The sequence below is a fragment of the Streptomyces sp. NPDC037126 genome (assembly GCF_055605965.1).
Genome location: NZ_JBVJTD010000002.1, coordinates 751299 through 772409 on the forward strand (window position 1 = coordinate 751299; position 21111 = coordinate 772409).

18 protein-coding genes, 1 tRNA gene and 1 pseudogene are annotated in these 21111 nt (G+C 71.6%); 10 read left to right on the forward strand and 10 right to left on the reverse strand.

Annotation, left to right across the window (positions count from 1 at the left end; translation table 11 throughout):
• Positions 1-126 precede the first annotated feature (126 nt).
• Positions 127-1464 carry an MFS transporter gene (locus ACZ7FF_RS08400; protein ID WP_470810505.1) on the reverse strand — a complete coding sequence of 446 codons (1338 nt, stop codon included), beginning with the start codon at positions 1462-1464 and terminating at the stop codon, positions 127-129.
• 223 nt (positions 1465-1687) lie between these two features.
• On the opposite strand from ACZ7FF_RS08400, the gene ACZ7FF_RS08405 reads away from it, so the two are divergent.
• Together ACZ7FF_RS08405 and ACZ7FF_RS08410 are read left to right on the forward strand one after the other, a co-directional pair.
• Entirely contained in the window at positions 1688-2677 is a 990-nt protein-coding gene (locus ACZ7FF_RS08405) for an ArsR/SmtB family transcription factor (protein ID WP_470810506.1), read from the forward strand.
• A 208-nt stretch (positions 2678-2885) separates the two neighbouring features.
• The gene (locus ACZ7FF_RS08410; protein WP_470810508.1) at positions 2886-4601 is read left to right on the forward strand and encodes an eCIS core domain-containing protein; all 1716 of its coding nucleotides are present in this window, start codon (positions 2886-2888) and stop codon (positions 4599-4601) included.
• Between the two features lie 264 nt (positions 4602-4865).
• On the opposite strand, the gene ACZ7FF_RS08415 is transcribed toward ACZ7FF_RS08410, so the two are convergent.
• Positions 4866-5243: a VOC family protein gene (locus ACZ7FF_RS08415; protein ID WP_470810510.1), complete on the reverse strand. Its 378-nt coding sequence runs from the start codon at positions 5241-5243 to the stop codon at positions 4866-4868.
• A gap of 114 nt (positions 5244-5357) precedes the next feature.
• On the opposite strand from ACZ7FF_RS08415, the gene ACZ7FF_RS08420 reads away from it, so the two are divergent.
• Positions 5358-6095 carry a maleylpyruvate isomerase family mycothiol-dependent enzyme gene (locus tag ACZ7FF_RS08420; RefSeq protein ID WP_470810511.1) on the forward strand — a complete coding sequence of 246 codons (738 nt, stop codon included), beginning with the start codon at positions 5358-5360 and terminating at the stop codon, positions 6093-6095.
• Positions 6096-6375: 280 nt separating this feature from the next.
• On the opposite strand, the gene ACZ7FF_RS08425 is transcribed toward ACZ7FF_RS08420, so the two are convergent.
• The 6 genes from ACZ7FF_RS08425 to ACZ7FF_RS08450 all read right to left on the reverse strand — a co-directional run bounded on the left by ACZ7FF_RS08425 (position 6376) and on the right by ACZ7FF_RS08450 (position 10922).
• Positions 6376-6915 carry a GNAT family N-acetyltransferase gene (locus tag ACZ7FF_RS08425; protein ID WP_470810513.1) on the reverse strand — a complete coding sequence of 180 codons (540 nt, stop codon included), beginning with the start codon at positions 6913-6915 and terminating at the stop codon, positions 6376-6378.
• Between the two features lie 117 nt (positions 6916-7032).
• Positions 7033-7503, reverse strand: coding sequence for an NHL repeat-containing protein (locus tag ACZ7FF_RS08430; protein ID WP_470810515.1), 471 nt, complete (start codon positions 7501-7503; stop codon positions 7033-7035).
• A 103-nt stretch (positions 7504-7606) separates the two neighbouring features.
• Positions 7607-8743, reverse strand: coding sequence for an MFS transporter (locus ACZ7FF_RS08435; protein WP_470810608.1), 1137 nt, complete (start codon positions 8741-8743; stop codon positions 7607-7609).
• A 38-nt stretch (positions 8744-8781) separates the two neighbouring features.
• A complete protein-coding gene (locus ACZ7FF_RS08440) occupies positions 8782-9027 on the reverse strand; it encodes a hypothetical protein (RefSeq protein ID WP_470810517.1) in 246 nt (81 codons plus the stop codon).
• A gap of 86 nt (positions 9028-9113) precedes the next feature.
• A complete protein-coding gene (locus ACZ7FF_RS08445; RefSeq protein WP_470810518.1) occupies positions 9114-9431 on the reverse strand; it encodes a glycosyltransferase in 318 nt (105 codons plus the stop codon).
• A 54-nt stretch (positions 9432-9485) separates the two neighbouring features.
• The gene (locus ACZ7FF_RS08450; RefSeq protein ID WP_470810519.1) at positions 9486-10922 is read right to left on the reverse strand and encodes an FAD-dependent monooxygenase; all 1437 of its coding nucleotides are present in this window, start codon (positions 10920-10922) and stop codon (positions 9486-9488) included.
• A 114-nt stretch (positions 10923-11036) separates the two neighbouring features.
• Here ACZ7FF_RS08450 and ACZ7FF_RS08455 point away from each other — a divergent pair, with 114 nt between their 5' ends.
• The 3 genes from ACZ7FF_RS08455 to ACZ7FF_RS08465 all read left to right on the forward strand — a co-directional run bounded on the left by ACZ7FF_RS08455 (position 11037) and on the right by ACZ7FF_RS08465 (position 13904).
• Positions 11037-12002 (forward strand): Lrp/AsnC family transcriptional regulator, encoded by a 966-nt coding sequence (locus ACZ7FF_RS08455; protein ID WP_470810520.1) that lies wholly within the window; start codon positions 11037-11039, stop codon positions 12000-12002.
• Positions 12003-12234: 232 nt separating this feature from the next.
• Positions 12235-12765 (forward strand): carbonic anhydrase, encoded by a 531-nt coding sequence (locus ACZ7FF_RS08460; protein WP_470810522.1) that lies wholly within the window; start codon positions 12235-12237, stop codon positions 12763-12765.
• Positions 12766-12833: 68 nt separating this feature from the next.
• Positions 12834-13904, forward strand: a complete 1071-nt coding sequence (locus tag ACZ7FF_RS08465; RefSeq protein ID WP_470810523.1) for an MBL fold metallo-hydrolase — start codon at positions 12834-12836, stop codon at positions 13902-13904.
• A gap of 540 nt (positions 13905-14444) precedes the next feature.
• Here the strand turns inward: ACZ7FF_RS08465 and ACZ7FF_RS08470 are convergent.
• On the reverse strand, positions 14445-15176 hold the full coding sequence (locus ACZ7FF_RS08470) for a DUF7873 family protein (protein WP_470810524.1): 732 nt from the start codon (positions 15174-15176) through the stop codon (positions 14445-14447).
• Positions 15177-16164: 988 nt separating this feature from the next.
• On the opposite strand from ACZ7FF_RS08470, the gene ACZ7FF_RS08475 reads away from it, so the two are divergent.
• Positions 16165-16261: transfer RNA gene (locus ACZ7FF_RS08475), tRNA-Arg, on the forward strand.
• A 328-nt stretch (positions 16262-16589) separates the two neighbouring features.
• Positions 16590-17681 (forward strand): annotated as a pseudogene (gene pknB / locus ACZ7FF_RS08480) (Stk1 family PASTA domain-containing Ser/Thr kinase); the annotation flags it as partial.
• Between the two features lie 83 nt (positions 17682-17764).
• Here pknB and ACZ7FF_RS08485 read toward each other — a convergent pair.
• Positions 17765-18604: a patatin-like phospholipase family protein gene (locus tag ACZ7FF_RS08485; protein ID WP_470810526.1), complete on the reverse strand. Its 840-nt coding sequence runs from the start codon at positions 18602-18604 to the stop codon at positions 17765-17767.
• A 137-nt stretch (positions 18605-18741) separates the two neighbouring features.
• On the opposite strand from ACZ7FF_RS08485, the gene ACZ7FF_RS08490 reads away from it, so the two are divergent.
• Both ACZ7FF_RS08490 and ACZ7FF_RS08495 read left to right on the forward strand, forming a co-directional pair.
• Entirely contained in the window at positions 18742-19398 is a 657-nt protein-coding gene (locus tag ACZ7FF_RS08490; protein WP_470810609.1) for a TetR/AcrR family transcriptional regulator, read from the forward strand.
• Between the two features lie 413 nt (positions 19399-19811).
• Positions 19812-20681, forward strand: a complete 870-nt coding sequence (locus ACZ7FF_RS08495) for a hypothetical protein (protein WP_470810528.1) — start codon at positions 19812-19814, stop codon at positions 20679-20681.
• Positions 20682-21111 lie beyond the last annotated feature (430 nt).

The window sequence follows — 21111 nt, forward strand, 5'->3', positions numbered from 1 at the left end:
CAGCAACCACGGGCGAGCTGCCCACCGCCCCAGAACCCCCGGGAGTCCGCGGGCGGAAACGGCCGGACGCGGGGGGTGGACGGGCACATGGGTTTCCCCCCCGCCCCCGTCGCGTGTGATGTCCCGTCACACCGCCGGCTCGGGCTGGACTCCGCCGCCGGGGGTCTGTTCCAGTTCGGTGCCCGTGTCCCCGGGGGCCCGCTCGGCGTGCTTCGTCATGCGCTCCAGCAGCAGCAGCGCGGGTACCGCCAGCAGGGCGAGCGCCATCAGGAACAGCCACGGCCAGCCGGCTCCCAGGCCGAGCAGCACGGTCAGCAGCAGCGGGGCGACCGTCTGGCCGAAGGTCCAGGACAGCTGGTAGACGGCCAGGTACCGGCCGCGCAGGTGCTCGGGCGCCAGGGAGACCGACAGATCATCCGAGAAGGGGGTCGCCACGGTCTCGGCGAGGTTGTAGAGGAACATGCCGACGAACAGGCCGGCCACGGCGACCCAGGCCGGGGCCATGCCCAGGGCCGCGAAGATCCCGAACGCGAGGGCGTTGATCAGGCTGCCGGCGGCGATCACCCGGATCGGCCGGTAGCGTTCCAGCCGCCGGTTCACGAGTGTCTGCGTCGTCGCGACCTGCACGCTGTTGAGGACGAGCAGGACTCCGCCGATCCAGGCGGCCTGCCCGAGGCCCTCGGTCACGAAGACCGCGATCAGCAGGCTCAGGACCAGCGCGGCGAACACGAAGTTGATGTTGATGCCGACGAGCAGCATGTACCGCCGGTCGCGCAGGACGGTCCCGTAGCCGCCCTTCGCCTTCGGTGCCGCCTGCGCCTTCTCCGGCTTCGGCCGGTCCTCGGAGCGGACGGGAGGCCGCCACAGCGCGAGCAGCAGGGCCGCGAGGAGATAGCTCCCCGCGTTGGAGGTGGCGAGGACCCTCAGCCCGGTGGTGCCGTGGTAGCCGACCAGCAGGGCCCCGAGCGCGCCGCCGATCCCCAGGCCGCCGTTGCGCAGCATGTGCAGCAGCGCGAACCAGCGGGGCCGCCGCTCCGGCTCGGCGGCGAGCACCACCAGGCCGCTGCTGGACGTCCAGTACATCGCCCCGCCGATCTGGGTGAGCCAGGCCACCAGGGCGATCTGCCACAGGTCGCCCGCGAGCAGGAATCCCGTGTAGCCGACGGCGGAGACGAGATTGCCGCTCAGCGCCACCAGCCGCGCGCCGAAGCGGTCGATCAGCGGCCCCACGACCATCGCCGTGGGCACGGCCAGGAACCGGGCCAGGGTGAGCGCGCCGCCGATCGACGGCAGCGAGTGGTCCGTGGTCCTGGCGAAGTAGACCAGGATGAAGGCGAGGATGAGACCGGAGCCGATGCTGTCGATCACGGCGGCGTTGGCCAGCTTCCGGTTGCCGCGCAGGTCGGGCACGCCGAGCCTGCGCTGAAGGAAGCCCTCGCGCTCGGGAGAGGCTGTTTCGGGCACGGGTGTGGAAACCTTTCGGGCACACGCCGCTCGGGGCGGCGCACGGGACGGGGGGCAGCCGTATGAAGGGGAGACCGGCGGGACGTCGGGGCGGGCACGGCGACGAACCGCCGCGCCACGGCGATGGTGAGCCGCACACCAGCCTGCCGATGACCGCGACGTGGGCCAATGGATTTCACGTGGGTCGAATCCATGGGCCGCGCGGGGCGGTTCGGGAGGGCACGTGCTGACCCTGAGGTTCTCCGCCGGCGACCTCGCCCGCTCCCGTTTCGCCCGCTCCCCCCTGTGGGAGGTCGTCACGAGCGTGGAGTCGCTGAAGGATCCCGGCCGGCACGCCCTGCACCTGGCCTGGGCCCGGCACACCCGCGACCGGCTGGCCGCGGCCCGGGTCCGGTTCCCGCTGCTGTCCGCGCTGGTGCCGGTCCCGGCCGCGTACGTGCCGGACTTCCTGACACCGGTACCGGAGACCGGCGAGCCGACGCTGGACGAGGAGATCGGCCGGCTGCTGCGCACCGGCCCCGAAGCGGTCCGGGCCGACCTCGACCGGATCCCCGCCCCGTTCGCCCCCGAGGTCGCGGAGTTGCACGAGGCGCCGGCACGCGGTCTGGCCCGCCTCGCGGAGGAGATACGGGCCTACTGGGACACCGCGCTGGCGGCGCACTGGCCGCGCATGGCCCGCCTCCTGGACGGCGAGATCCTGCGCCGCGGGCAGCTGATCGCCCGCGGCGGCACCGAGGCCCTGTTCGCCGATCTGCACCCGGCGGTCGGCTGGGACAACGGCGTACTGCGGGTCGCCCACCCCGGGTACGACGCCAGCCGGGCCCTCGACGGCGGGCAGGGGCTGGTCCTGGTCCCCTCCGTCTTCGTGTGGCCCGGGGTCTTCTCCCAGAGCACCCCGCCGGGTCAGCCCGGTCTGGTCTACCCGGCGCGCGGCATCGGCGCCCTCTGGGAGCGGGGCGAAACCCCGGTGCACGAGGCGGTGGCGGGCATCCTGGGACGCTCCCGGGCCATGCTGCTGACGGAACTGGCGACCCCGGCCTCCACCACGGAGATCGCCGCGCGCACGGGCATGCCGATGCCGACCGTCTCGCACCACCTCACCGCGCTGCGCGCGGCCGGCCTCGCCGTCTCGCACCGCACCGGCCGCAGCGTCCTCTACCTCCGTACGGACCTCGCCGAACGGCTGCTGGGCCGGCAGCCCGACGCCCACTGAAGTCGGTGCCGCGCGGGCGGTTCACGGGCCCGGTGCGGGATGAGCCGGGTTGCCGGCGGGCGGCCGAGACCGGCCCAGCCCCCTTCTCATGGCAGGCGCAGGCACGCCCGCGTCTGCCCCCGTCCGTGCACTCGCGGACATGGCCACCGACCGCCGACCGGGGTACAGGTAGCGGGTCGGATGACCGTTTCTGGGGAGAGGACACCGTGTGCGGACGATACACCGGGGGCACGGGCAGGCGGGAGACAAGGCTCCGGGGGAGACTTCCGGCAGCTCAGCGGCGTTACCGCTGAGCAGCGCCTGGATCCGGCACATCCAGCGTGCGGCCACACCGGCGGCCGGGACGCGTGCCCCGGAGCCCGAGGCCGACCACGCTCACGTACAGCGGGCCGCCCTCGAGCTGGGGGTCAACTCCCCGGCCGAGCCGATGGAGCACGGCCTGCGCACCGAGATGGAGCAGCGCTTCGGAGGGGCGGACTTCAGCGGCGCCCTCGTGCACAAGGGGCCGCAGGCGCGGGAATCGGCGGCGGCCCTGGAGGCCAAGGCCTTCACCAGCGGTCGTCACATCGTCGTCGGCAGTGGGATGACCAAGAAGGACTGGGCACACGAGTTGGCCCACTACGAGGACCAGCAGCTGGGACCGGTCCCGGGCTCGGGCAACGGGGCGGGCGTGAGCATGTCCAGCCCCGGTGACGCGGGTGAGCGCCAAGCCGAGCAGAAGGCGGACCGGGTCATGAGTGCGCCGGCGCCCGTGCAGCGCGACGCCATCATCCAGAACCACGGCGGCGCCGAGGCCGGCAGCTCGTCCGGGCGGCCGGGAAGCGGTGGTTGTGCCGCAGGGGACGGCTGCGGTGTCGGGGGGACGGCTGTCCAGCGACTCCACGTCATCAAGGCGGGCGCCGCGAACTACCCCGTGAAGAACCCCGCTTCCGACGACTTCTTCGTCGGCCAGGAGAAGAACGATCAGCACAGCTGGTTCGACGAGCGATCGGCCACTTCTCCGCCCAAGCCCCACCTGGTGTACGCGGGCCAGGTGGACCTCGCCGTGTCGGACGCGTACGACCTGGCCGTGGAACACGCGGGCAGCGGGAGAGAACCGAAGAACTTCTTCGCCACCGACAAACAGTTCAACGAGTCCGTCAAGAGGCTTCCCGGCGCAAGGAAGGAAATGGGGATCTCCCTCTCCAGGACGGGCAGGTCCCTGGTCATCGAAAGGAAGACGAAGGAAGGGAAGGCGAAGAACGTCACACTGTACGAGATCGAGCCCAAGTACCGGAAGGAGAAGGGCGGGGAGAAGACCAAGGGGCTCGACGTCCGAGGGCCGCAGCGCTGCAATGAGATGCTGGGGTTCGTCACCGGGAAACACACCATGCACCGCAGCGCCGACGACAAGTACTGGGACGTGGTCGAGAAGTTCCTCGTGCGCATGGAACCGGACGGCGGTTGGCACGGCAAGTACGAAGAAGGCGTCGAGAAGGGCGGCGACGGGGACACCAAGGCCTTCCTCGAGATCGTGCACGCCATGAGCGGACGGTTCCAGCACCTGGTCAAGGAGTCCCCCGAGCAGGCCGAAAGGGTGCTGGAGAAACTGGGAGTCAATCAGTACGCCCCCGCTCCGAACGTGGGCGAAGGGATCACGACCATGGCACGCCCCGATGCCGAGCAGGACGCGCTCATGAGCAGCGAAGGGCGGGTCCCGTACCACTTCGGGGGTGTCGTCGCCAGGAGCGGAAAGGACTTCATCACCATGGAGAACTACTACCGCGAACAGCATGAGGACAGCATGAGAACCACCAGCGGCCATGACCCCCTGTGGTATTTCCGCATGTACGGCCAGGAGTCCGGTTCCACCTGGCACGAGCACTGGACGAACTCCGGCAGCGAATTCCTGGGGGCGACGATCACCATCACGCTACGCAACTGACCACATGGAGCCCGAAGAGCGATTACCGATAGCGAGGGATCCTGCGGATCCACGAGTCGTCGCCCATGTCCGCTCGCTCCAGCGGACCGCGGGCAACGCGGCTGTCGTACGCATGGCGAGAGGAACAAGTGCGCCGGACGTGGCGCCGGGTTCGGCCGAACGGGATGCCGATGCGCGAGGAGCGGGCGTCGGTCTCCTGGGGGGCGTCACCGATCCGCCCCATCCGCCCCGTGCGCCGTCGTGACCGCGGCTGGTCCCCCGGCCTCAGTGCCGCACCAGGCAGAACGGATGCCCCGCCGGATCGGCGTAGACCCGCCAGCACCGTTCACCGGAACCCTCGTCCAGCACCTTCGCGCCCGAGGCCAGGACCTCTTCCTGGGCCCGGTCCAAGTCCGCTACGCCGAAGTCGAGATGGAACTGCTGAGGCCGGGTCGGGTCGGGCCACCGCGGCGGCACGTGGTCGGCCACCCGCTGAAAGGCCAGGACGAGCCCGGACGGCGTGTGCAGGGTCGCCCAGCCCTCCCCCACGGCCCATCGCCGATCCTCCCGATTGACAGACCCACCGAGCAACGCCTGGTAAAACGAGGCGAGTTCCGTCGGCGCGGGGCAGTCCAACACCACACACTGCACATCAGCAATCACGAGCCGATCCTAGGCGCCGCCAGTCCGACCGGTTGCCCCGGCCGAGGAACACCCGGCTCGCCCGGGAGACCGCCTCGAACATGGTCAGTTCGGCCGACGACTTCAGGAGGCAGTATGACCGCTGATGACCACGCGGGCTTCGATCCCGCGGCCATGCTCGATCAGATCGGGGCCGCGACCGGGCATCTCATGGAAACGGCGGCCCGGTTCACCGATGCCGACGTGCGTGCGCCTTCTCTGCTGCCGGGCTGGTCACGCGGGCATGTGCTCACCCACCTGGCCCGTAATGCCGACGGCGGCCGGAACCTGCTGATCTGGGCGCGGACCGGGAGGGAGACGCCGGAGTACCCGAGTCTGGCCGCCCGGGACGAGCAGATCGAGGCAGGAGCGGGCCGTGGTACGGCCGAACTCGTGGCCGACCTGCGCAGTGCCGCGCTCCGGTTCGCCACGGAGTACCGCAAGATGCCGCCCGAGGCGTGGAGCCGGAAGGTTCGCTGGACCCGCGGCCAGGAGCGAGCCGCCGCGCGTGCCGCCGACTCCCGGTTGTGCGAGGTGCTGATTCATCACGTCGACCTGAACGCCGGCTACACGCCCGCCCAGTGGCCGGCCGGCTTCGTCCGGGACATGCTCGGCCGGGTGGTGGCGTCCTTCGGCGCTCGCGACGACGCGCCGGCGATGCGGCTGCACACGACCGACACCGAGACCGGCTACGACATCGGCACCGCACGACACGCGCCGATCATCCACGGCCCGCAGACCTCGCTCCTGGCCTGGTTGCTGGGACGCGCCCGAGGCGCCGACCTCGTCGTCGACGGAGCTTCGGAGCTGCCCGGGCCACCCTTCCTCTACTGATCGACAGCCTGGGGTGGCTTCACCATGCCCGTTGAGAGCACAGTGGCCGACTTGGGGGACTTTCGGTGGACGAGGACGAGATCAGGCGTGCGGTGGCACGGGGGATGCAGGACTACGAGAGGTCCCGTCCGAAGCCGAAGGGGATCGTCGCGGAGACGGAGAGCGCCGTGGGCGGCTGCGTGGCGATGTTCTTCGTGGCCCTGCTGATTCTGGGCATCGTTGCCACCTGCAGCAGGTAGCACGTCCCTCGTCCGCGATGCGGCGGGGACTCAGCCGGACCTCAATCGGACGGCGTCACCGGGGACCGCATGCCGAGCCACTGTTCGGCGCCCCATGCCTCGAACCGCTCCACCTCGGTGAACCCGAGTTTCGCCGCGAGGCGCATCGAGCCGGCGTTGGCGGTCTGGGTGGTGAGCACCACGGGCTCGCCGGGAAGGACGCCGTCGAACCAGTCGAGTGCCGCCGCGCACGCCTCGGCGGCGTACCCGAGTCCCCATGCCCGCGGCAGGAACAGGTAGCCGAGATCGGCCTTCCCCGCGGCAGCCGGGCGACGGTGCCCGGTCGCTCTCCTGAGCAGGATCTGGCCGATCATCGCCCCGTCGAGATCGACGACGAAACTCCCGGGCCACCGCTCGGGCACCTCGGGTGTCTCGCGGTCGAGTTCGTCACGCGGGCGGGGACCGCCGAGGTAGGTGTTCACCTCGGGCGAGGCGAGCAGCTCGATGAACGCGGCACGGTCCCGCGCCTGCGGCCCACGGAGCACCAGCCGTTCGGTCCTGATCGGCTCAGGCGGCCAAGCCGCGAGTCCCAGGTCTTCCATCCGCCGCACGCTAACAGACGGTCGAACCGGCCGAAGGTCGAGCACCCGGCTCCCCTACCGAGCGCGCGCGGGCCAGAGGCCCCGGAGGGGTCCGGGGCCTCTGGCGTTCTCCGTGGGTCACTTCAGGACGTTGAGGGTGTTGTTCGCGTCGTCGACGAAGTACACGGCGTCGCGGTCCAGGTCCACCGCGAGGCCGAAGAGCGCGCCCGCGCCGGGCGGGGAGCCGCTGTTGTCGAGCTGGCGGAAGGCCACTTGGCGGCCTGCGGGTGTGGTCTCGACGATGTTCCCGTCACCGCCGTTGACGGTCAGGATGTGGCCGTTGGGCGCGATGGCGAGGCCGAGGGGGCCGTTGAGCCTGCCACCCCTGGTGACGACCTTGCCGGTGCCGGCGCTCGTACGCCGCGTCAGTGCGCGCGGGATGACGGTGATCCGGTTCTTGACGGTGTCGGCGACGTAGAGCGAGCCGTCCTTGGCGAGGCCGACGCCGGTCGGGCCGACCACCAGGGCGGCGGGGTCGGTCCTCTGGGCCGTTCTGGCTGTTGTTGAAGTTGCTGACCAGGACGTTCCCCTTATGGCCGGCCACGTCACCGCCGGCACGCTCCTGGGCGACCTGATCGGCGACTACGAACTCGCCGTCGCCGGGCGCTGAGCCCCTGCCCGCATGCGCGGCGCCGTCCCGCCGGGCGGGGTTTCACCCCCCGGCGGGACGGCGCCGCGCGAAGGAGAGGACCGGACCGAGCGCGAGGATGACGCCGAGTACGGCGTAACCGTGGCTGAGGGTGGTGAGGGAGGCGACCGTCGCGACGAGCAACGGACCGCCCGCGTCGCCGAGTTCACGGCCGAGTTCGGCGGCGCCCATGGTCTGCCCGAGGCGCTCGGCGGGGGTGCTCGCGGCCAGGGCGGCGAAGCCGAGCGGGGTGATCAGCCCGGTTCCGAAACCGATCAGCGCGGCCCCCAGGAGGATGCCGGTGAGCCCCGGCAACACGGCGCAGCCCAGCCCCGCGGCGGCGAGCAGCAGCCCCGCCGTGAGGCCCGTACGGGTCGTGAGCCGCCCCCGGTCCAGCGCCCGCCCCGCCTTCGGCTGGACCACGGCCGCGCAGGCGGCCAGCACGGACACGGCGGCACCGGTGGCGACCGTGCCCAGACCCGCCACCCGCCCGGACACCGGCAGGAAGCCCACCCCGACCGACAGGGCGGCGGTCGCCGCGGCCAGCGCCGAGGTCGGGACGAGGAAGGCGGGGTCGGCCAGCCGCCGGGCCAGATCCAGCACCGTCTGCCGGGCCCTGGGAAGCGGGGGTACGACCGGGACGGCGAGCAGGGCCCACACGGCGACCGCCGCGCCGAGCACGGCCAGGACGGCGAACAGCAGCCGCAGGCTCCCGGCCCACACCAGCACCCCGCCCAGCAGCGGACCGAGGGTGTAGCCGACCGACTTGTAGAAGCCGTAACCGCCGAACGCGCGGCCGCGCTTGGCCGCCGGATTGAGCCGGGCGACCAGCGCCGAGGCGGACGGGGAGAACGCGGAGGCCGCCGCGCCCTGGCCGAGCCGCGCGGCCCACAGCCAGCCGGGGCTGTCCGCCACGACGTACAGCGCGGACGCGGCGGCGAAGGCGACGAGTCCGCCCAGCAGCACCGGGCGCGCGCCGATCCGGTCGGCGAGCGTGCCGAAGACCGGCTTGAGCAGCACCTCGGCACCGTCGTACAGGGCCAGCAGCCCGCCGAGCACGAGCAGTGAGGTCACCGCACCCCTGGCATGACCGCCCAGGCTGGCGGCGATCCCGTGCGCACCGAAGGCGGTGGTGAACCCCGCGGCGTACAGCGGCCACATGTGCCTGGCCGGAGCCGGCTGTTTCACCGGTGCCGTGCTCACGGTTCCCCCTCCGGGCTTTGGCGCGGGGCGGTGAAGACGCGCCCGGCGCGGTCCTCGGGGACGGCCGCCCACTGGTCGAGCCGCGCGCGGGCCTCGGCGGCCTCCGGGGTCCCGGACACGTCGCGCGCCGTCGTCTCGTAGGGCGTGCACTCGGCGTTGCGGATCCCCTCGGCGCACAGCGGCACGCCGGGCGCTCTGATCACCAGGATGAGCCGGCGGCTCGGCGTTTCCATGCTCGGCACACTCCGGAACGTAGCAGGCGGCACACCGTACGACGTCCGCGCGGCCGGACCCTGGAGGCGTCCGCAGGTCGCGCGCGGAGGTGGTGTCAGCGGCCCAGGCGGCGCAGGGCTCGCGCGGCCAGTCCGCGCCACCGCCCCTTGGTGCGTTGCCGGGCGCGGGAGTTCTGGGATGCGGTCAGGTCGGCGAACAGGTCCTCGTAGGTGTCGGCGATGCGCGCGGGGTCGTACCGGTGGGCGGCCCGGCGGGCGGCACGTCCCATGCGACGGCGGGCGGGCTCGTCGGCGATCACCTCGTGCAGCGCGGTGGCCAGCGCCTGCCGGTCGCCCACCGGGACGAGACGGCCGTCGACGCCGTCGTGGACGATCTCGGCGGGCCCGATCAGGGCCGCCCGTCGCCCCCGCACGACCGGTCGTCACCGTCGGCGCCCGCCGCTGACGACCGGTCTCTCCACGTGGGCTCAGCGGGGCTCGCCGAACCAGCGGGCGAGCGCCGGTTCGAGGTCGTCCGCGCCGGCCCAGCACACGTAGCCGTCCGGCCGGATGAGCATCGCCTCGGTGTCGGCCCCCTGCCCCGCCCGGTCCACCCGGTCCGCCCAGGGGCCGGCGATCGCGGCGAACGTGTCGGCCGGGTCCAGCAGGACGCCGCGCCCGGACCGCAGCAGTTCGTGCACCCGGGCCGGACCGAGGTCCAGGTCCGGCGCGGACCGGCCGACGAGCGGATGTGTCTCGGTGCCCGGCATCGGGTAACGGACGGCCATCCCGGACATCAGGTCCGCGAGATGGTGCTGGACGTCCGGGAGCCGGGCCAGCGCCGTGAAGATCTCCCGGGCGGCCAGCACATCCGGATCGCGGGTGCCGGCCCAGTCCATCAGCAGGCTCTGCGCCCGGACGTTGCGCAGTACGGCGGCCCCTGCCGGATGCCGTTCCGCGTGGTACGTGTCGAGCAGGTTCGCCGGTGCCCAGCCGTGCACGGCGGCGCCGAGCTTCCAGCCGAGGTTGAGCGCGTCCTGCATCCCGGTGTTCATGCCCTGCGCGCCGAGCGGAAGGTGGACATGGGCGGCGTCGCCCGCCAGGAACACCCGCCCGTGCCGGTACCGCTCGGCCTGCCGTGACGCGTTGGTGATACGGCGGGCGTAGCGCAGTTCGAGGAGTTGCACCCGCGCTCCGAACACGGTGCTCAGGCCGCGGCGGATCTCCTCCTCGGTCACCGGGACCTCCCTCGGCAGGGAGCAGCCGGGCCCACCGAGTACCAGCCGGCGCAGTTGCCTGCCCTGCGGATCGGTGCCGAGCGGGAACAGTGCCGCCCAGTGCCCGTCCTCGTTCCAGGTGTGCGACGTGGACGGCCCGACGCCGCCCAGCCGCACGTCGGCGGCGGTGATCGTCAACGTGCCCGGCTCACCGGGGAATTCGGCCCGCAGCAGGGACCGTACGGTGCTGTGGGCCCCGTCGGCGGCGACGAGGTAACGGGCGCGCAGGCCCGCACCGTCGGCGAAGGTCGCGGTCACCCCGTCGCCGTCCTGGGCGAGGCCGACCAGTTCGTGGCCCCTCCGGGCGTGGAGGCCGCGCGCGGCGAGGTGCCGCTCGAAGAAGCCCTCGATCACCACCTGCGGCACGGACCGCCAGGGCGGACGGTGCCCGTTGGCATGGAGCGGGAGAGGTATGCCTGCGAAGTGGCCGGTGGTGACGGGGTGGTCTCCGGTGGCCAGCAGGGGCTCCAGCAGCCCTCGTTGGTCGAGCCCCTCCAGTGTGCGGGACTGCACGCCGCCCGCCTTGGACAGATCGCTGCGCTGCGACAGCCTGTCGACCAGCACGGTCGGCACCCCCGCCGTCAGCATCTCGTTGGCCAGCGTCATTCCGGTCGGGCCGGCGCCGACGATGAGCACTTCGGTGTCCACGGACTCTCCTCTGCCGTGTCGATCAGGACGCAGGCAACGCTCCGCCGGCCGAGCCGCCCGAGCCAGCGACCGTCACGATTGCGTCGGTATCCGACACCGGCTAGCTTCAGCCCGGTGGAATCCGACTACGACGAGCTGGATCGGCGGCTCGTGCACGCCCTGCAGATCGACGGCCGGGCCCCGTTCAGCGCCATCGCCGAGGTCCTCGGTGTGTCGGATCGCACCATCGCCCGCCGCTACGCCCGTCTGCGGTCGGCCGGGGCGGTCCGGGTGCTCGGCGGGGTGGATCCCACCGCGCTGGGCGCCGTCCTGTGGCTCCTGCGGGTGCGATGCGCGCCCGCCGCGTCGCTCCCGGTCGCCGAGGCGCTGGCCCGACGGCCCGACACGTCGTGGGTGAGTCTCAGCTCCGGCGGCACCGAGATCACCTGCGTGGTCCGAACCGAGAGCGAGGCGGACAGCGAGGCACTGCTGCTGACCAAACTCCCCCGCACCCCGCGCGTGGAGGGCGTGAGCGCGCACAGCGTCCTGCACGCCTTCTACGGCAGCCCGGACAACCTGGTAGGAAAACTCGGGTCGTTGGACGAGGAGGCGGTCGAGCGACTGCGCCCGCCTGCGCTGCCGCGTCGACCGGGACCGGTGCGGCTCGACGACGGTGACCGCAAGCTCCTCGCCCTGCTCGCCGCCGACGGCCGGGCCGGGTTCGAGCAGTTGGCCGCGGCGACCGGCTGGTCGCCGACGACGGTCCGGCGCCGGATGGCGGAGCTGCGCGAACACGGCCTGCTCTACCTCGACATCGACGTCGACTGGCGCATGTTCGGCGTGAGCGCCCGAACCCTGCTCTGGCTCTCGGTCGCGCCCGCGCACCTGGAGGAGGCCGGCCAGGCGCTGGCCGGGCATCCGGAGATCGCGTTCGCCGCCGCCACGACCGGCCCCACCAACCTGTACGCGAGCGTGGTGTGCGCGAACCAACGGGAGCTGTACCGGTACCTGACCACCCGGGTCGCCGCGCTCCCGGCCATCGCACACCTCGAAACGGCACCGGTGATCAGGACCGTCAAGCAGGCCGCGAACCAGCCGTAGCCGCCGATCGGCCCCTGCCGTTGCCGGATCCCGTCGGCTGTGCGCGCTCACCGCACAAGGAGCCCGCCGGGGGCACTCGGATGCCGCACCCCGGCACCGGCCCGCCGTACCGGATCACGCATTCCGTCGGCCCGCGTGATCGCGATCTGCCACGAAGTCGAGTGGCACGGGAAGCAGGGGCGGTCCAGGATTGACGGGGGCCCAGCTCAGCCGAGAAGGGGGCACCGTCACCGTGATCGACACGGACGAGCTGACCAAGCGGAACGCCGGGTTCGCCGACGGCGGATCGTTCGCCGACCTCAAGCTCATGCCCAGCGGCCGTCTCACGGTCATCGGATGCGTCGACCCCCGTGTCGACCCGTCCGACGTACTCGGGCTCGGGCTCGGCGAGGCAGCGGTGATCCGCAACGTCGGAGGGCGGGTCACACCCGCGACGCTCCGGACGCTGGAGATGCTCTCGAAGGTCGTCCAGGCCCGCACGGGCGGCCCTCGCCCGGGCGTCAACCACTACGCGGTCCTGCACCACACCGACTGCGGGATCACGGACCTGGCCGCGTTCCCCGAGATGCTGGCCGACTACTTCGAAGTGGCGGCCGGAGACCTGGACGCAAAGGCGGTCGGCGATCCGGTCGCCGCCGTCCGCGTCGACGCCGACACCCTCAAGGGGAAGCTTCCGGCCGGAGCCTTCGTCTCAGGGCTCGTGTACGACGTGACCACCGGGCTCATCGACGTCGTCGTCCCGCCCGCGCCAGTGGGAGCATGACACCGCCCGCGGCCGGCGCGACAGCCGTGGGCCTGACCGGTCCGATCGGCGGGTAGGAGCTGTCCAGCATGTGCGACGATCACGGGCATTCGGCGGCGGAGGCGGCGTGGTCGGCGCCTCGCGTCGCGGAGGGACCGGCTGTCGACCCGGTGACGCTGCCCGAGGTCGACGAGGTCAGGGTCACGACGATGGTCGACAACACCTTCGACGCTTTGCTGCCCTCCGCCGAAGGCGTCACCCGGGCGTCGATGGGTGCCGGACGGACCGCCGCGCGTCTTTTCGCCGGCGGCGAGACCCTCGCGGGGCTGCGTGCCGAACACGGCTTCTCCGCCCTGGTCACCGTCCGAAGCGGAAACGCGAGCAGCACGCTGCTGTTCGACACCGGCGCATCGCCGGACGCGCTGGCGGTGAACGCCGAGCGTCTCGGCATCGACGTCGGCGACCTGCAGGGCGTCGTGCTCAGCCACGGACACTTCGACCACGCGGGCGGCTTCGACGGCCTGTCCCGGCTGCGCGGGCGCTCCGGCCTGCCGCTGACCGTGCACCCGGCGGTCTGGACCCGCCGCCGCCTGGAACTACCCGCCGGCCAGGGTCTGGAGCTGCCCACGCTGTCCCGGGGCGCCCTGGAACGCGAAAGCTTCGAGGTGATCGAGCGGCGGCAGCCGTCGCTGCTGACCGGCGGCATCCTGATCACCGGTGAGGTCGACCGCGTCACCGAGTTCGAGCACGGCATGCCGCGCGCACACCAGGCCTGGGACGGGAACGGCTGGCGACACGACCCCACCGTCATCGACGACCAGGCACTCGTCATCCACGTGCGCGGCCGGGGACTCGTCGTCGTCACCGGGTGCGGCCACGCCGGAGTGGTCAACATCGTCCGGCACGCCATGAGGCTGACCGGCGTCGGCACACTGCTGGCCCTCATCGGCGGCTTCCACCTGAGCGGCCCCGCCCTCGAGCCGGTCATCGGCCCCACGGTGGCCGCGCTCACCGAACTCGCCCCCGAACTGATCGTCCCCGGCCACTGCACCGGCTGGCGCGCCCAGCACACCCTCGCCACAGCCCTCCCGAACGCATGGGTCCAAACCAGCGTCGGAACCACGTACACCCTCAGCGCCCCACAGCCGGGAGTTGCCTGATCCCGGCTCAGTGCCTCCGCCGTCGCCGCGGCTGACGGCTGACGACGCGGTCGTGGTGGTGCGAGGACGGCTACGCCTCCGGAACGTGGCGGGGCCCGGGAGTCGTATCCAGCTCCCGGGCCCCTGGGGATGCCACCCAATTGCGCACGCCGGCGGCGTTTAAGAGGTCGGATCAGTCATCATGCCGTCGTGTTCTTCCATTGAACTACCGCACCACGTGAAAGGTGCAGGCGAGAGTCGAACTCGCACCCGACGGCGTTCGCCCGGCCTCGGTCGATCCGGCGATCGGCGGCGATGCTGAGACTGGAGCGAGAGTCTGAGACTGACCGCGGCTGCCTCTGCCAAGTTGGGCTACCCCGGCCCGTTGGTGGTGCTGTGCCGGGGGAAGGACTCGAACCTTCACTGTCACCGCGTGTTTCAGGCTGAACTTCAGTGTCAGCTTGCGCTCATCACGCGGACCGGTCCTCAATCCGGCCCACGCCTGTCGCGCACCCCCGCGCTCGCACGCGGGGGCGATCGTGGATGCTACCGCGGCCGGAGTCAGCCGAACAGGTAGCCGAACACCGCGTCGGCGACCCGATGGTCGGTGACCTCGGTGCCGTTGGCGTCCTCCCGGGCGAACTTCACCGCCTGCTGCAGCTTCTCGACCCGCTCCACCAGCTCGTTCACCCGCCGCGCCGGGAGCGCTCCGGAGAACTTCACGGTCGTCCAGTACCCGATGGGCACGTCTTCGTAGTACACCTCGACCTGCGCCGGATGCTTCTCGGTCGCCTCCGCCTTGACGTGGTTGCGCGGGACCTTCTTCGTACGGATCGTGCGGACCGGGTCCGTCTTCCACCAGTCCGTCGACGGGTCGCGGGTCCAGGACTCGGCGGCGTCGAGGGTGGGGAGCTTCCTGACGAACGTGTGCAGGTCGGTGAGCTGCTTCTCCAGGAACAGGAGGTAGCTGACCGGGACGTCGGCGACGATCGTCCGGCCGTCGACCATGACGTCCGCGCGGGCCGCACAGTTCGCCCAGTCCTTGGTGGCGGTCACGTCGAAGAGCCGGGTGAGGGAAGCGGACATCTCCCGCAGCACGTCCTCGGCCTGCACCTGCACACGCGTCGACTCGGGCGGCAGCTGCTCGCCCTCCTCGTCCTTCGGCTGGTACGTACGCGCGATACCGGCCAGCAGCGCCGGCTTCTGCACCTTGTGGTGCGCTGCGGTGATGTCCTGGAGCGACTTGCTCTTGACACCCTTCTCGACAGCGATGATCTGGTTCAGTTTCGCCACTTCGGGCCCCCCTTCCGAACAGGCAGGAATGTATCCCAGCGGCTCGAACGCCCGCACTCCGTTTATCGCCCCACCGCCCGCGGTGCCTTCGCATGACCGTTGTGATCACACTGGTGGTGCATTAACCTGCTTTGTGGAAGGCGAACTTGCCAGGCGCCTTCCCGCCGCAACGCGGTTCAGGGTCTCAGGGTCCAGCGAGGAACATTCGCGGTACCGACCCGCCCCGTGCACGTGTTGCGGTCGAGGTGAGACTGGGGGGTTGCGGGCCCGACGTCCCGCTAGGACGCCGAGGGCGGCGTCAAGGCACTAACCGAATATGCGGCCTGGACGTCGGCAGGGCCTCAGTTGATCACTTGGACACTCGACAGGGTGCGGTGGTCGATCTGAGACCTGCCACACGCTTGCTCAGTTCGGCCACCCTCACAGAAGGGAACCGGGCAAGTGGACTCTCAGGCCGTCCTCTGGTTGCTGGCATGGGGTGGCGTACTTTCCGTACTCCTCTTCGTCCTTCAAGGTCTCGTTCAGCAGCTCAGCGACTTCCTCGACGCGTGCCGCCCCCTGATCGAGAAGCTGCGGGGCCGAGTCGGCACGGATCGCCGGACCGGTGTCTCGCACCGCAGCGGACCAACTCCGGTACGGAGGCGTTCCGCCCGCGGTCGGGAGGGTGACGAGGGTTCGTGATGTCAGCCGACGCGTCGGTGCGGACGAGTCCTTCGGGACCCGGAACGGCAGCGTCCGGCGACCGACCAGCCTCGTCCGGTTCGCGAAAGCCGGGGCTGCCGGGCGGAAGCGGCCGGCGGCAGGACGAGCCCCGCTCGGCCCGGTCTCCCGTTCCAGATGCTTGCTGCTGCAACGCGCCGCGCCCGGAGAGGGTTCGGTGCACGCCGACCACAGCGGGCCCCGATCAGCGTCGCATCAGTCGCCTGTCAGGGCCCCCTGTCACTCTCTTTCATGTGAACAGCCCCGGGACCACCGGGGCCGGGAACGAGGAGAGGTGCCCGGAGTGGTTGATCGGGGACCGACGAGCGTGTCTCTAGGTCGGATCCCAACAGGGGTCCACGCAGGTTCGAATCCTGCCCTCTCCGCACACATGCAGCCCGCGCTCGCCGCCGACCGTACGGTGGGCGCGGGCCGATCGGCGGCAGGAGGACACCATCCGTCGCCCGGACATCCGTACCGTCGGCACGAACTCCGGCGTGGCGTAAGGGGCTTCGGGCACCCGTCTCCGGCCCCGGAACCATGAGTCGGGCCGCCTGCCGATCGACTCGGCGGGCGTCACCCACCCCCCGACCTCAGCACCGACGCCGCCCGCCGCGAACCCGCCGGGCGAGCCGGGTACCGTATGCCCGAACAGCACACCGCCGGACCACACGCGGGTGTGGTCGGGACGGATGCAGAGGGCTGGTAGTAGCTATGGAAGAGCCGCGTCGCCTCGGCGGCCGGTACGAGCTGGGCCAGGTGCTCGGCCGTGGTGGCATGGCGGAGGTCCACCTGGCGCACGACGCCAGGCTCGGCCGCACCGTGGCGGTGAAGACGCTGCGGACAGACCTCGCGCGCGACCCCTCCTACCAGGCGCGGTTCCGCCGGGAGGCCCAGTCGGCCGCCTCGCTCAACCATCCCGCGATCGCCGCGGTGCACGACACGGGCGAGGACCACGTCGACGGGGTCTCGATCCCGTACATCGTGATGGAGTACGTCAACGGGTCGACGTTCCGCCAGCTTCTCCACAGTGGCCGCAAGCTGCTGCCCGAGCGCGCGATGGAGATGACCGTCGGCATCCTCCAGGGCCTGGGGTACGCCCACCGCAACGGCATCGTCCACCGCGACATCAAGCCCGCGAACGTGATGCTGACCCGCAACGGCCAGGTCAAGGTGATGGACTTCGGCATCGCCCGCGCCATGGGCGACTCCGGGATGACCATGACCCAGACCGCGGCGGTCATCGGCACGGCCCAGTACCTCTCTCCCGAGCAGGCCAAGGGCGAGCAGGTCGACGCCCGATCCGACCTCTACTCCACCGGCTGCCTCCTCTACGAACTCCTGGCCGTCCGCCCGCCCTTCGTCGGTGACTCCCCGATCGCGATGGCCTACCAGCACGTCCGCGAGGAGCCCCAGCCGCCGTCCGTCTTCGACCCCGGGATCACCCCCGAGATGGACGCGATCGTCCTGAAGGCGCTCGTCAAGGACCCGAACTACCGCTACCAGTCGGCCGACGAGATGTGCGCCGACATCGAGGCGTGCCTGGACGGCCAGCCGGTCGCGGCCACCGCGGCCATGGGTTCCGTCGGCTACGGCGGCTACCCCGCCTACCAGCCGACGACGACCCTGCGCACGGACTCCGGCGCGCGCGCGACGACGCCACCCCCGACGAACCGCCACGACGGCGGCCCCGGCCACGACGAGCGCCCGGCCCGCCGTCGGCAGAGGAAGAACAACACGTCGACGACCCTGCTGGTCGTCGCCGGCGTGCTGATGCTGGTCGGCGCGATCTTCATCGGCAAATGGCTGGGTAAGCAGTTCTAGCCTTGAACGGGCACTTTTGCCCGACGAGCCGTGTTTGAGTTTGACGGCCTTCCCTTGGACGCAGGTCACCCCTGCCAGATGTCGGCCACCGAAGGGGCCGACGCACTCGCCTGGGCGTGGCCCGCGCGGGCGGCGGCCGGCCGGCGGGTGTCGTCCGCCATGTTGCGGCCCATCATGCGGCGTGCGGCGCGGTCCGGGGACAGCAGGATGACACGTGTTCCGCCGTCGGACAGTTCCGCGGCCTGCTGCGACGCGCTCGGATGCGGCCCGACCGCCCGCGGAATCGGCGCGACCGCCAATACCCGGCGGTACCCGCGTGCGAGCTGGAGGTTCGCGGTCGAACGGCTGCCGCCGTCCAACCAGCGCCGGCCCGCCACGGTGACCGGAGGCCACACGACGGGTACGGCGCAGCTCGCCGCGACCGCTTCGAGGAGTGCGACGCCGGACTGCGAGTGGAACACCTCGGTCCGTCCGCTCTGCGCGTCGACAGCGGCGATCCGAAGGTCCCGCTCGGGCCAGTCGCGTGCGTCGCCCAGGAGCGCGCCGACCGTCTCGAAGACGTCCGACTCCGGGCCGGTCCGGGCATGCAGTGCCGCCTGCCCGAGGCGTTCGATGGACCGCTGGGGATCGCGGGAGCCGAGCGCCGCCCAGAGGAAGCGTGCCGTCTGGCGCGCTGTCACCGGTAGACGGACGGCGTCTGCTCCGGAGAGCTGGCGCTCGTAGAGATCCGCGGCCGGGACGCCGGACCGTAGCCGGGATCCGAAGACGGCACCGGCGGAGGTGCCGATCACGACGTCCGCGCTGCTGAGGTCGATCCCGGCGTCGGTGAGCCCGGCGAGCACCCCGGTCAACCAGGCGCCGCCCACCGGCCCACCGCCGCCGAGCACGAGTGCGGTGCCGAGCATGTGTCCCCCTCACCGTCAACGACTACGGACGTCCGCCCGCAGGCAGCAAAGCGGGGAGTGGTCCCCGTTTACTCGGCCGACGATAGCATCCGTACCGGGGAGCACTCCCCGGTACGGGGCGAGGAGAGGGAGACATGATGGGCGATGGTTCACGGGTGGGTCGCCGTGATGCGCTGCGCAACCGCAAGTTGCTGACGGACATGGCCCGCGAGGTCTTCGCTGAACAGGGCCTGGACGCCCCGCTGGATGCAATCGCTCGGCGGGCGGGCGTGGGCAACGCCACCCTCTACCGCCACTTCCCGACCCGCGCCGCGCTCGTCGACGAGGTCTTCCGGGATGCGCTGTCGGAGACCGCAGCGGCCGGCGAGCGGGCACGGACAACCGAGGACGCATGGGCGGGACTGACGCAGTACCTGCGTGCGGTGTTTGCGGGTCTGGCCGCAGACCGCGGCACCAACGACCTCATGACCACGAACCTGGAGGGCGTGGCCTCCCTCGAGGTGATTCACGCCCACAACCGCGAAACCATCAAGGGGCTGCTCCGGCGCGGTCAGGAGCAGGGGACCATCCGCCCGGACCTCACCACCGAGGACCTGCTCTTCACCCTGGCAGCACTGGGCAGGGCCGTTCCCGCGCTCACCACGGTCGCCCCGGATGCCTGGCTCCGCCCGCTCACCCTGCTCCTCGACGGCCTCCGCACCACCCCGGCCGCGCCCCCTCTGCCCGCACCGGCCCTCACTTCCGACCAGCTCGGCGAGGTGCTGCTCAACCTGGGTCCACACAGGCGGCATTGAGGCGCTCGCTCCTGCACAAGGCGTTCCAGCGCCGCCGTGCCCGCGCGTCGGACTGTGCGCGGGCGGCGACCACCCCCTCGTGGCGCGCGTCGCTCCTCCTGACCTGCTCGACGGCCGGCTCTACCCGCCGATCAATCTCTTCTATCACTTCGGCCGCAGGGGCCAAGCAGGGTTCAGCCCGGCCCCGGTCAAGGCGCTGAAGACCGTTGATCGCACGCGGCCGGCCCACCCTTTCGAAGGCTCCGTAACCGCAGAGGTCACCGCATCCCCCAAGACGGAGAGGCGGCTGTTCGTCCGCACGCAGCCCTATGGTCCGCCTCCCGGCCCGCTCGGTAGCGTTTTCGCGCACGGTGAGGGCAGTTGAGGGCGGTCGTACCCGCGCTGGGGGCGGCCGGAACGGGGGTGCGGGAACCATGGATCCGTTAACGGCGATAACCGCAGGCCGAGCCGCGGCGGGGCGCCGGTTCGCGTTCTACCTGGCCGTGCAGCTGACCTCCGTGCTGGTACCCGGCCTGGTCGCCGTGACCTGCATGACCGGGCTCCTGCTGCACGCACGCCATCCGCAGCACCCCGGCCAGGCCGTCGAGAGCGCCCTGCGCACGCTGCACGGACCGGCCATGATCCTCGTCGACGTGACCTGGCTGGCCGCCGCGTACGTGATCGGGTACGTCGGCCGGCAACTGGCGTTCCGCGTACTCGGCATCGTCGAGCGACTCAGTCGTCGGCGCCGCGACGTACTGGGTGCGCTGCGCACGGAACTCGAAGCCGTCTACGGAGCACCGGCGCTGCGTCGCTGTCTGAGCACCCACCCCTTACTGGCCCACCTGCTGAACGCAGCGGGCCACGCCGCCACGGTCTCTCAGACCATGCGGCAGCCGGAGGGCGCGCTGCGCGTGGGCAACGCCTACGAGGCCTTCAACTACGCCAAGTCCTGGCTGCGCACGCACAGTCCCGGGCTGGCGCCGGACGCCATCGAGGCGGAGATCAACGTGCTGCTCTCCACCCTGATGCCGATCGTTCTCGGCGCCTGGACCCTCATCGCCCTGGCGCCCCTGGGCGTCACGGCCGCCCTGGCGACCGCGCTGGTCGCCGGAGCCGTGACCGTCCTCACCTTCACCCAGTTGCTGCGTCTGCGCCGCATCGAATGCTGGGAGGCGCTGCGCAACCTTCTGGAGGACCACGAGATGCGGCTGGCCGCCGACCGGCTGCCGACGACCGTCGACCCAGGCTTGGCTGCGCCTACCAGCTCCGCCGGAGACGTTCAGCCGAGCGGAGCGGCGTAGTGGCGCAGATCCGCCAGGATGTCCTCGCATACCGGCCCGGACAGTGAGCACAGCGTCAGGGGTACCCCCCGGTCGGCCATCAGGTGTGCGGCCACTGCCCGGTGATTCCCGTCCAGCAAGATGTGCAGGCCCTCGCCCACCCGGTAGGTCGGGAGGGTGAGCGCCACAGGCCCGGCCGCTGCCGCGAAGGACCGCGTCAACGAGGCGACGGCACGCCTGCGGCGCTCGGGCCAAGCTGGCAGGCTCTGCCCGGCCGTCGCAACGCGCAGCGGTCCGGCTCCCCGTCGCGTCCCACCTGCTCTCGGACCCTGCCTCATCGACCTACCAGACGGTGAACAGCTCCGCCAACCGCCGCCTGCCACAGCCCCGTCCAGCATCTCCACCCCGGCCTCAGCCCACGCCCCGGCCAGCCGCGCCCAGCCGAGCTGCA

Excerpts from the sequence above, each read along its gene's own strand:
- ACZ7FF_RS08435 (WP_470810608.1), bottom strand. The coding sequence starts at position 8,743 with ATGTGGCCGCTGTACGCCGCGGGGTTCACCACCGCCTTCGGTGCGCAC.
- ACZ7FF_RS08490 (WP_470810609.1), top strand. The coding sequence starts at position 18,742 with ATGGGCGATGGTTCACGGGTGGGTCGCCGTGATGCGCTGCGCAACCGC.
- ACZ7FF_RS08495 (WP_470810528.1), top strand. The coding sequence starts at position 19,812 with ATGGATCCGTTAACGGCGATAACCGCAGGCCGAGCCGCGGCGGGGCGC.
- ACZ7FF_RS08420 (WP_470810511.1), top strand. The coding sequence starts at position 5,358 with ATGACCGCTGATGACCACGCGGGCTTCGATCCCGCGGCCATGCTCGAT.
- ACZ7FF_RS08425 (WP_470810513.1), bottom strand. The coding sequence starts at position 6,915 with ATGGAAGACCTGGGACTCGCGGCTTGGCCGCCTGAGCCGATCAGGACC.
- ACZ7FF_RS08465 (WP_470810523.1), top strand. The coding sequence starts at position 12,834 with ATGTGCGACGATCACGGGCATTCGGCGGCGGAGGCGGCGTGGTCGGCG.
- ACZ7FF_RS08485 (WP_470810526.1), bottom strand. The coding sequence starts at position 18,604 with ATGCTCGGCACCGCACTCGTGCTCGGCGGCGGTGGGCCGGTGGGCGGC.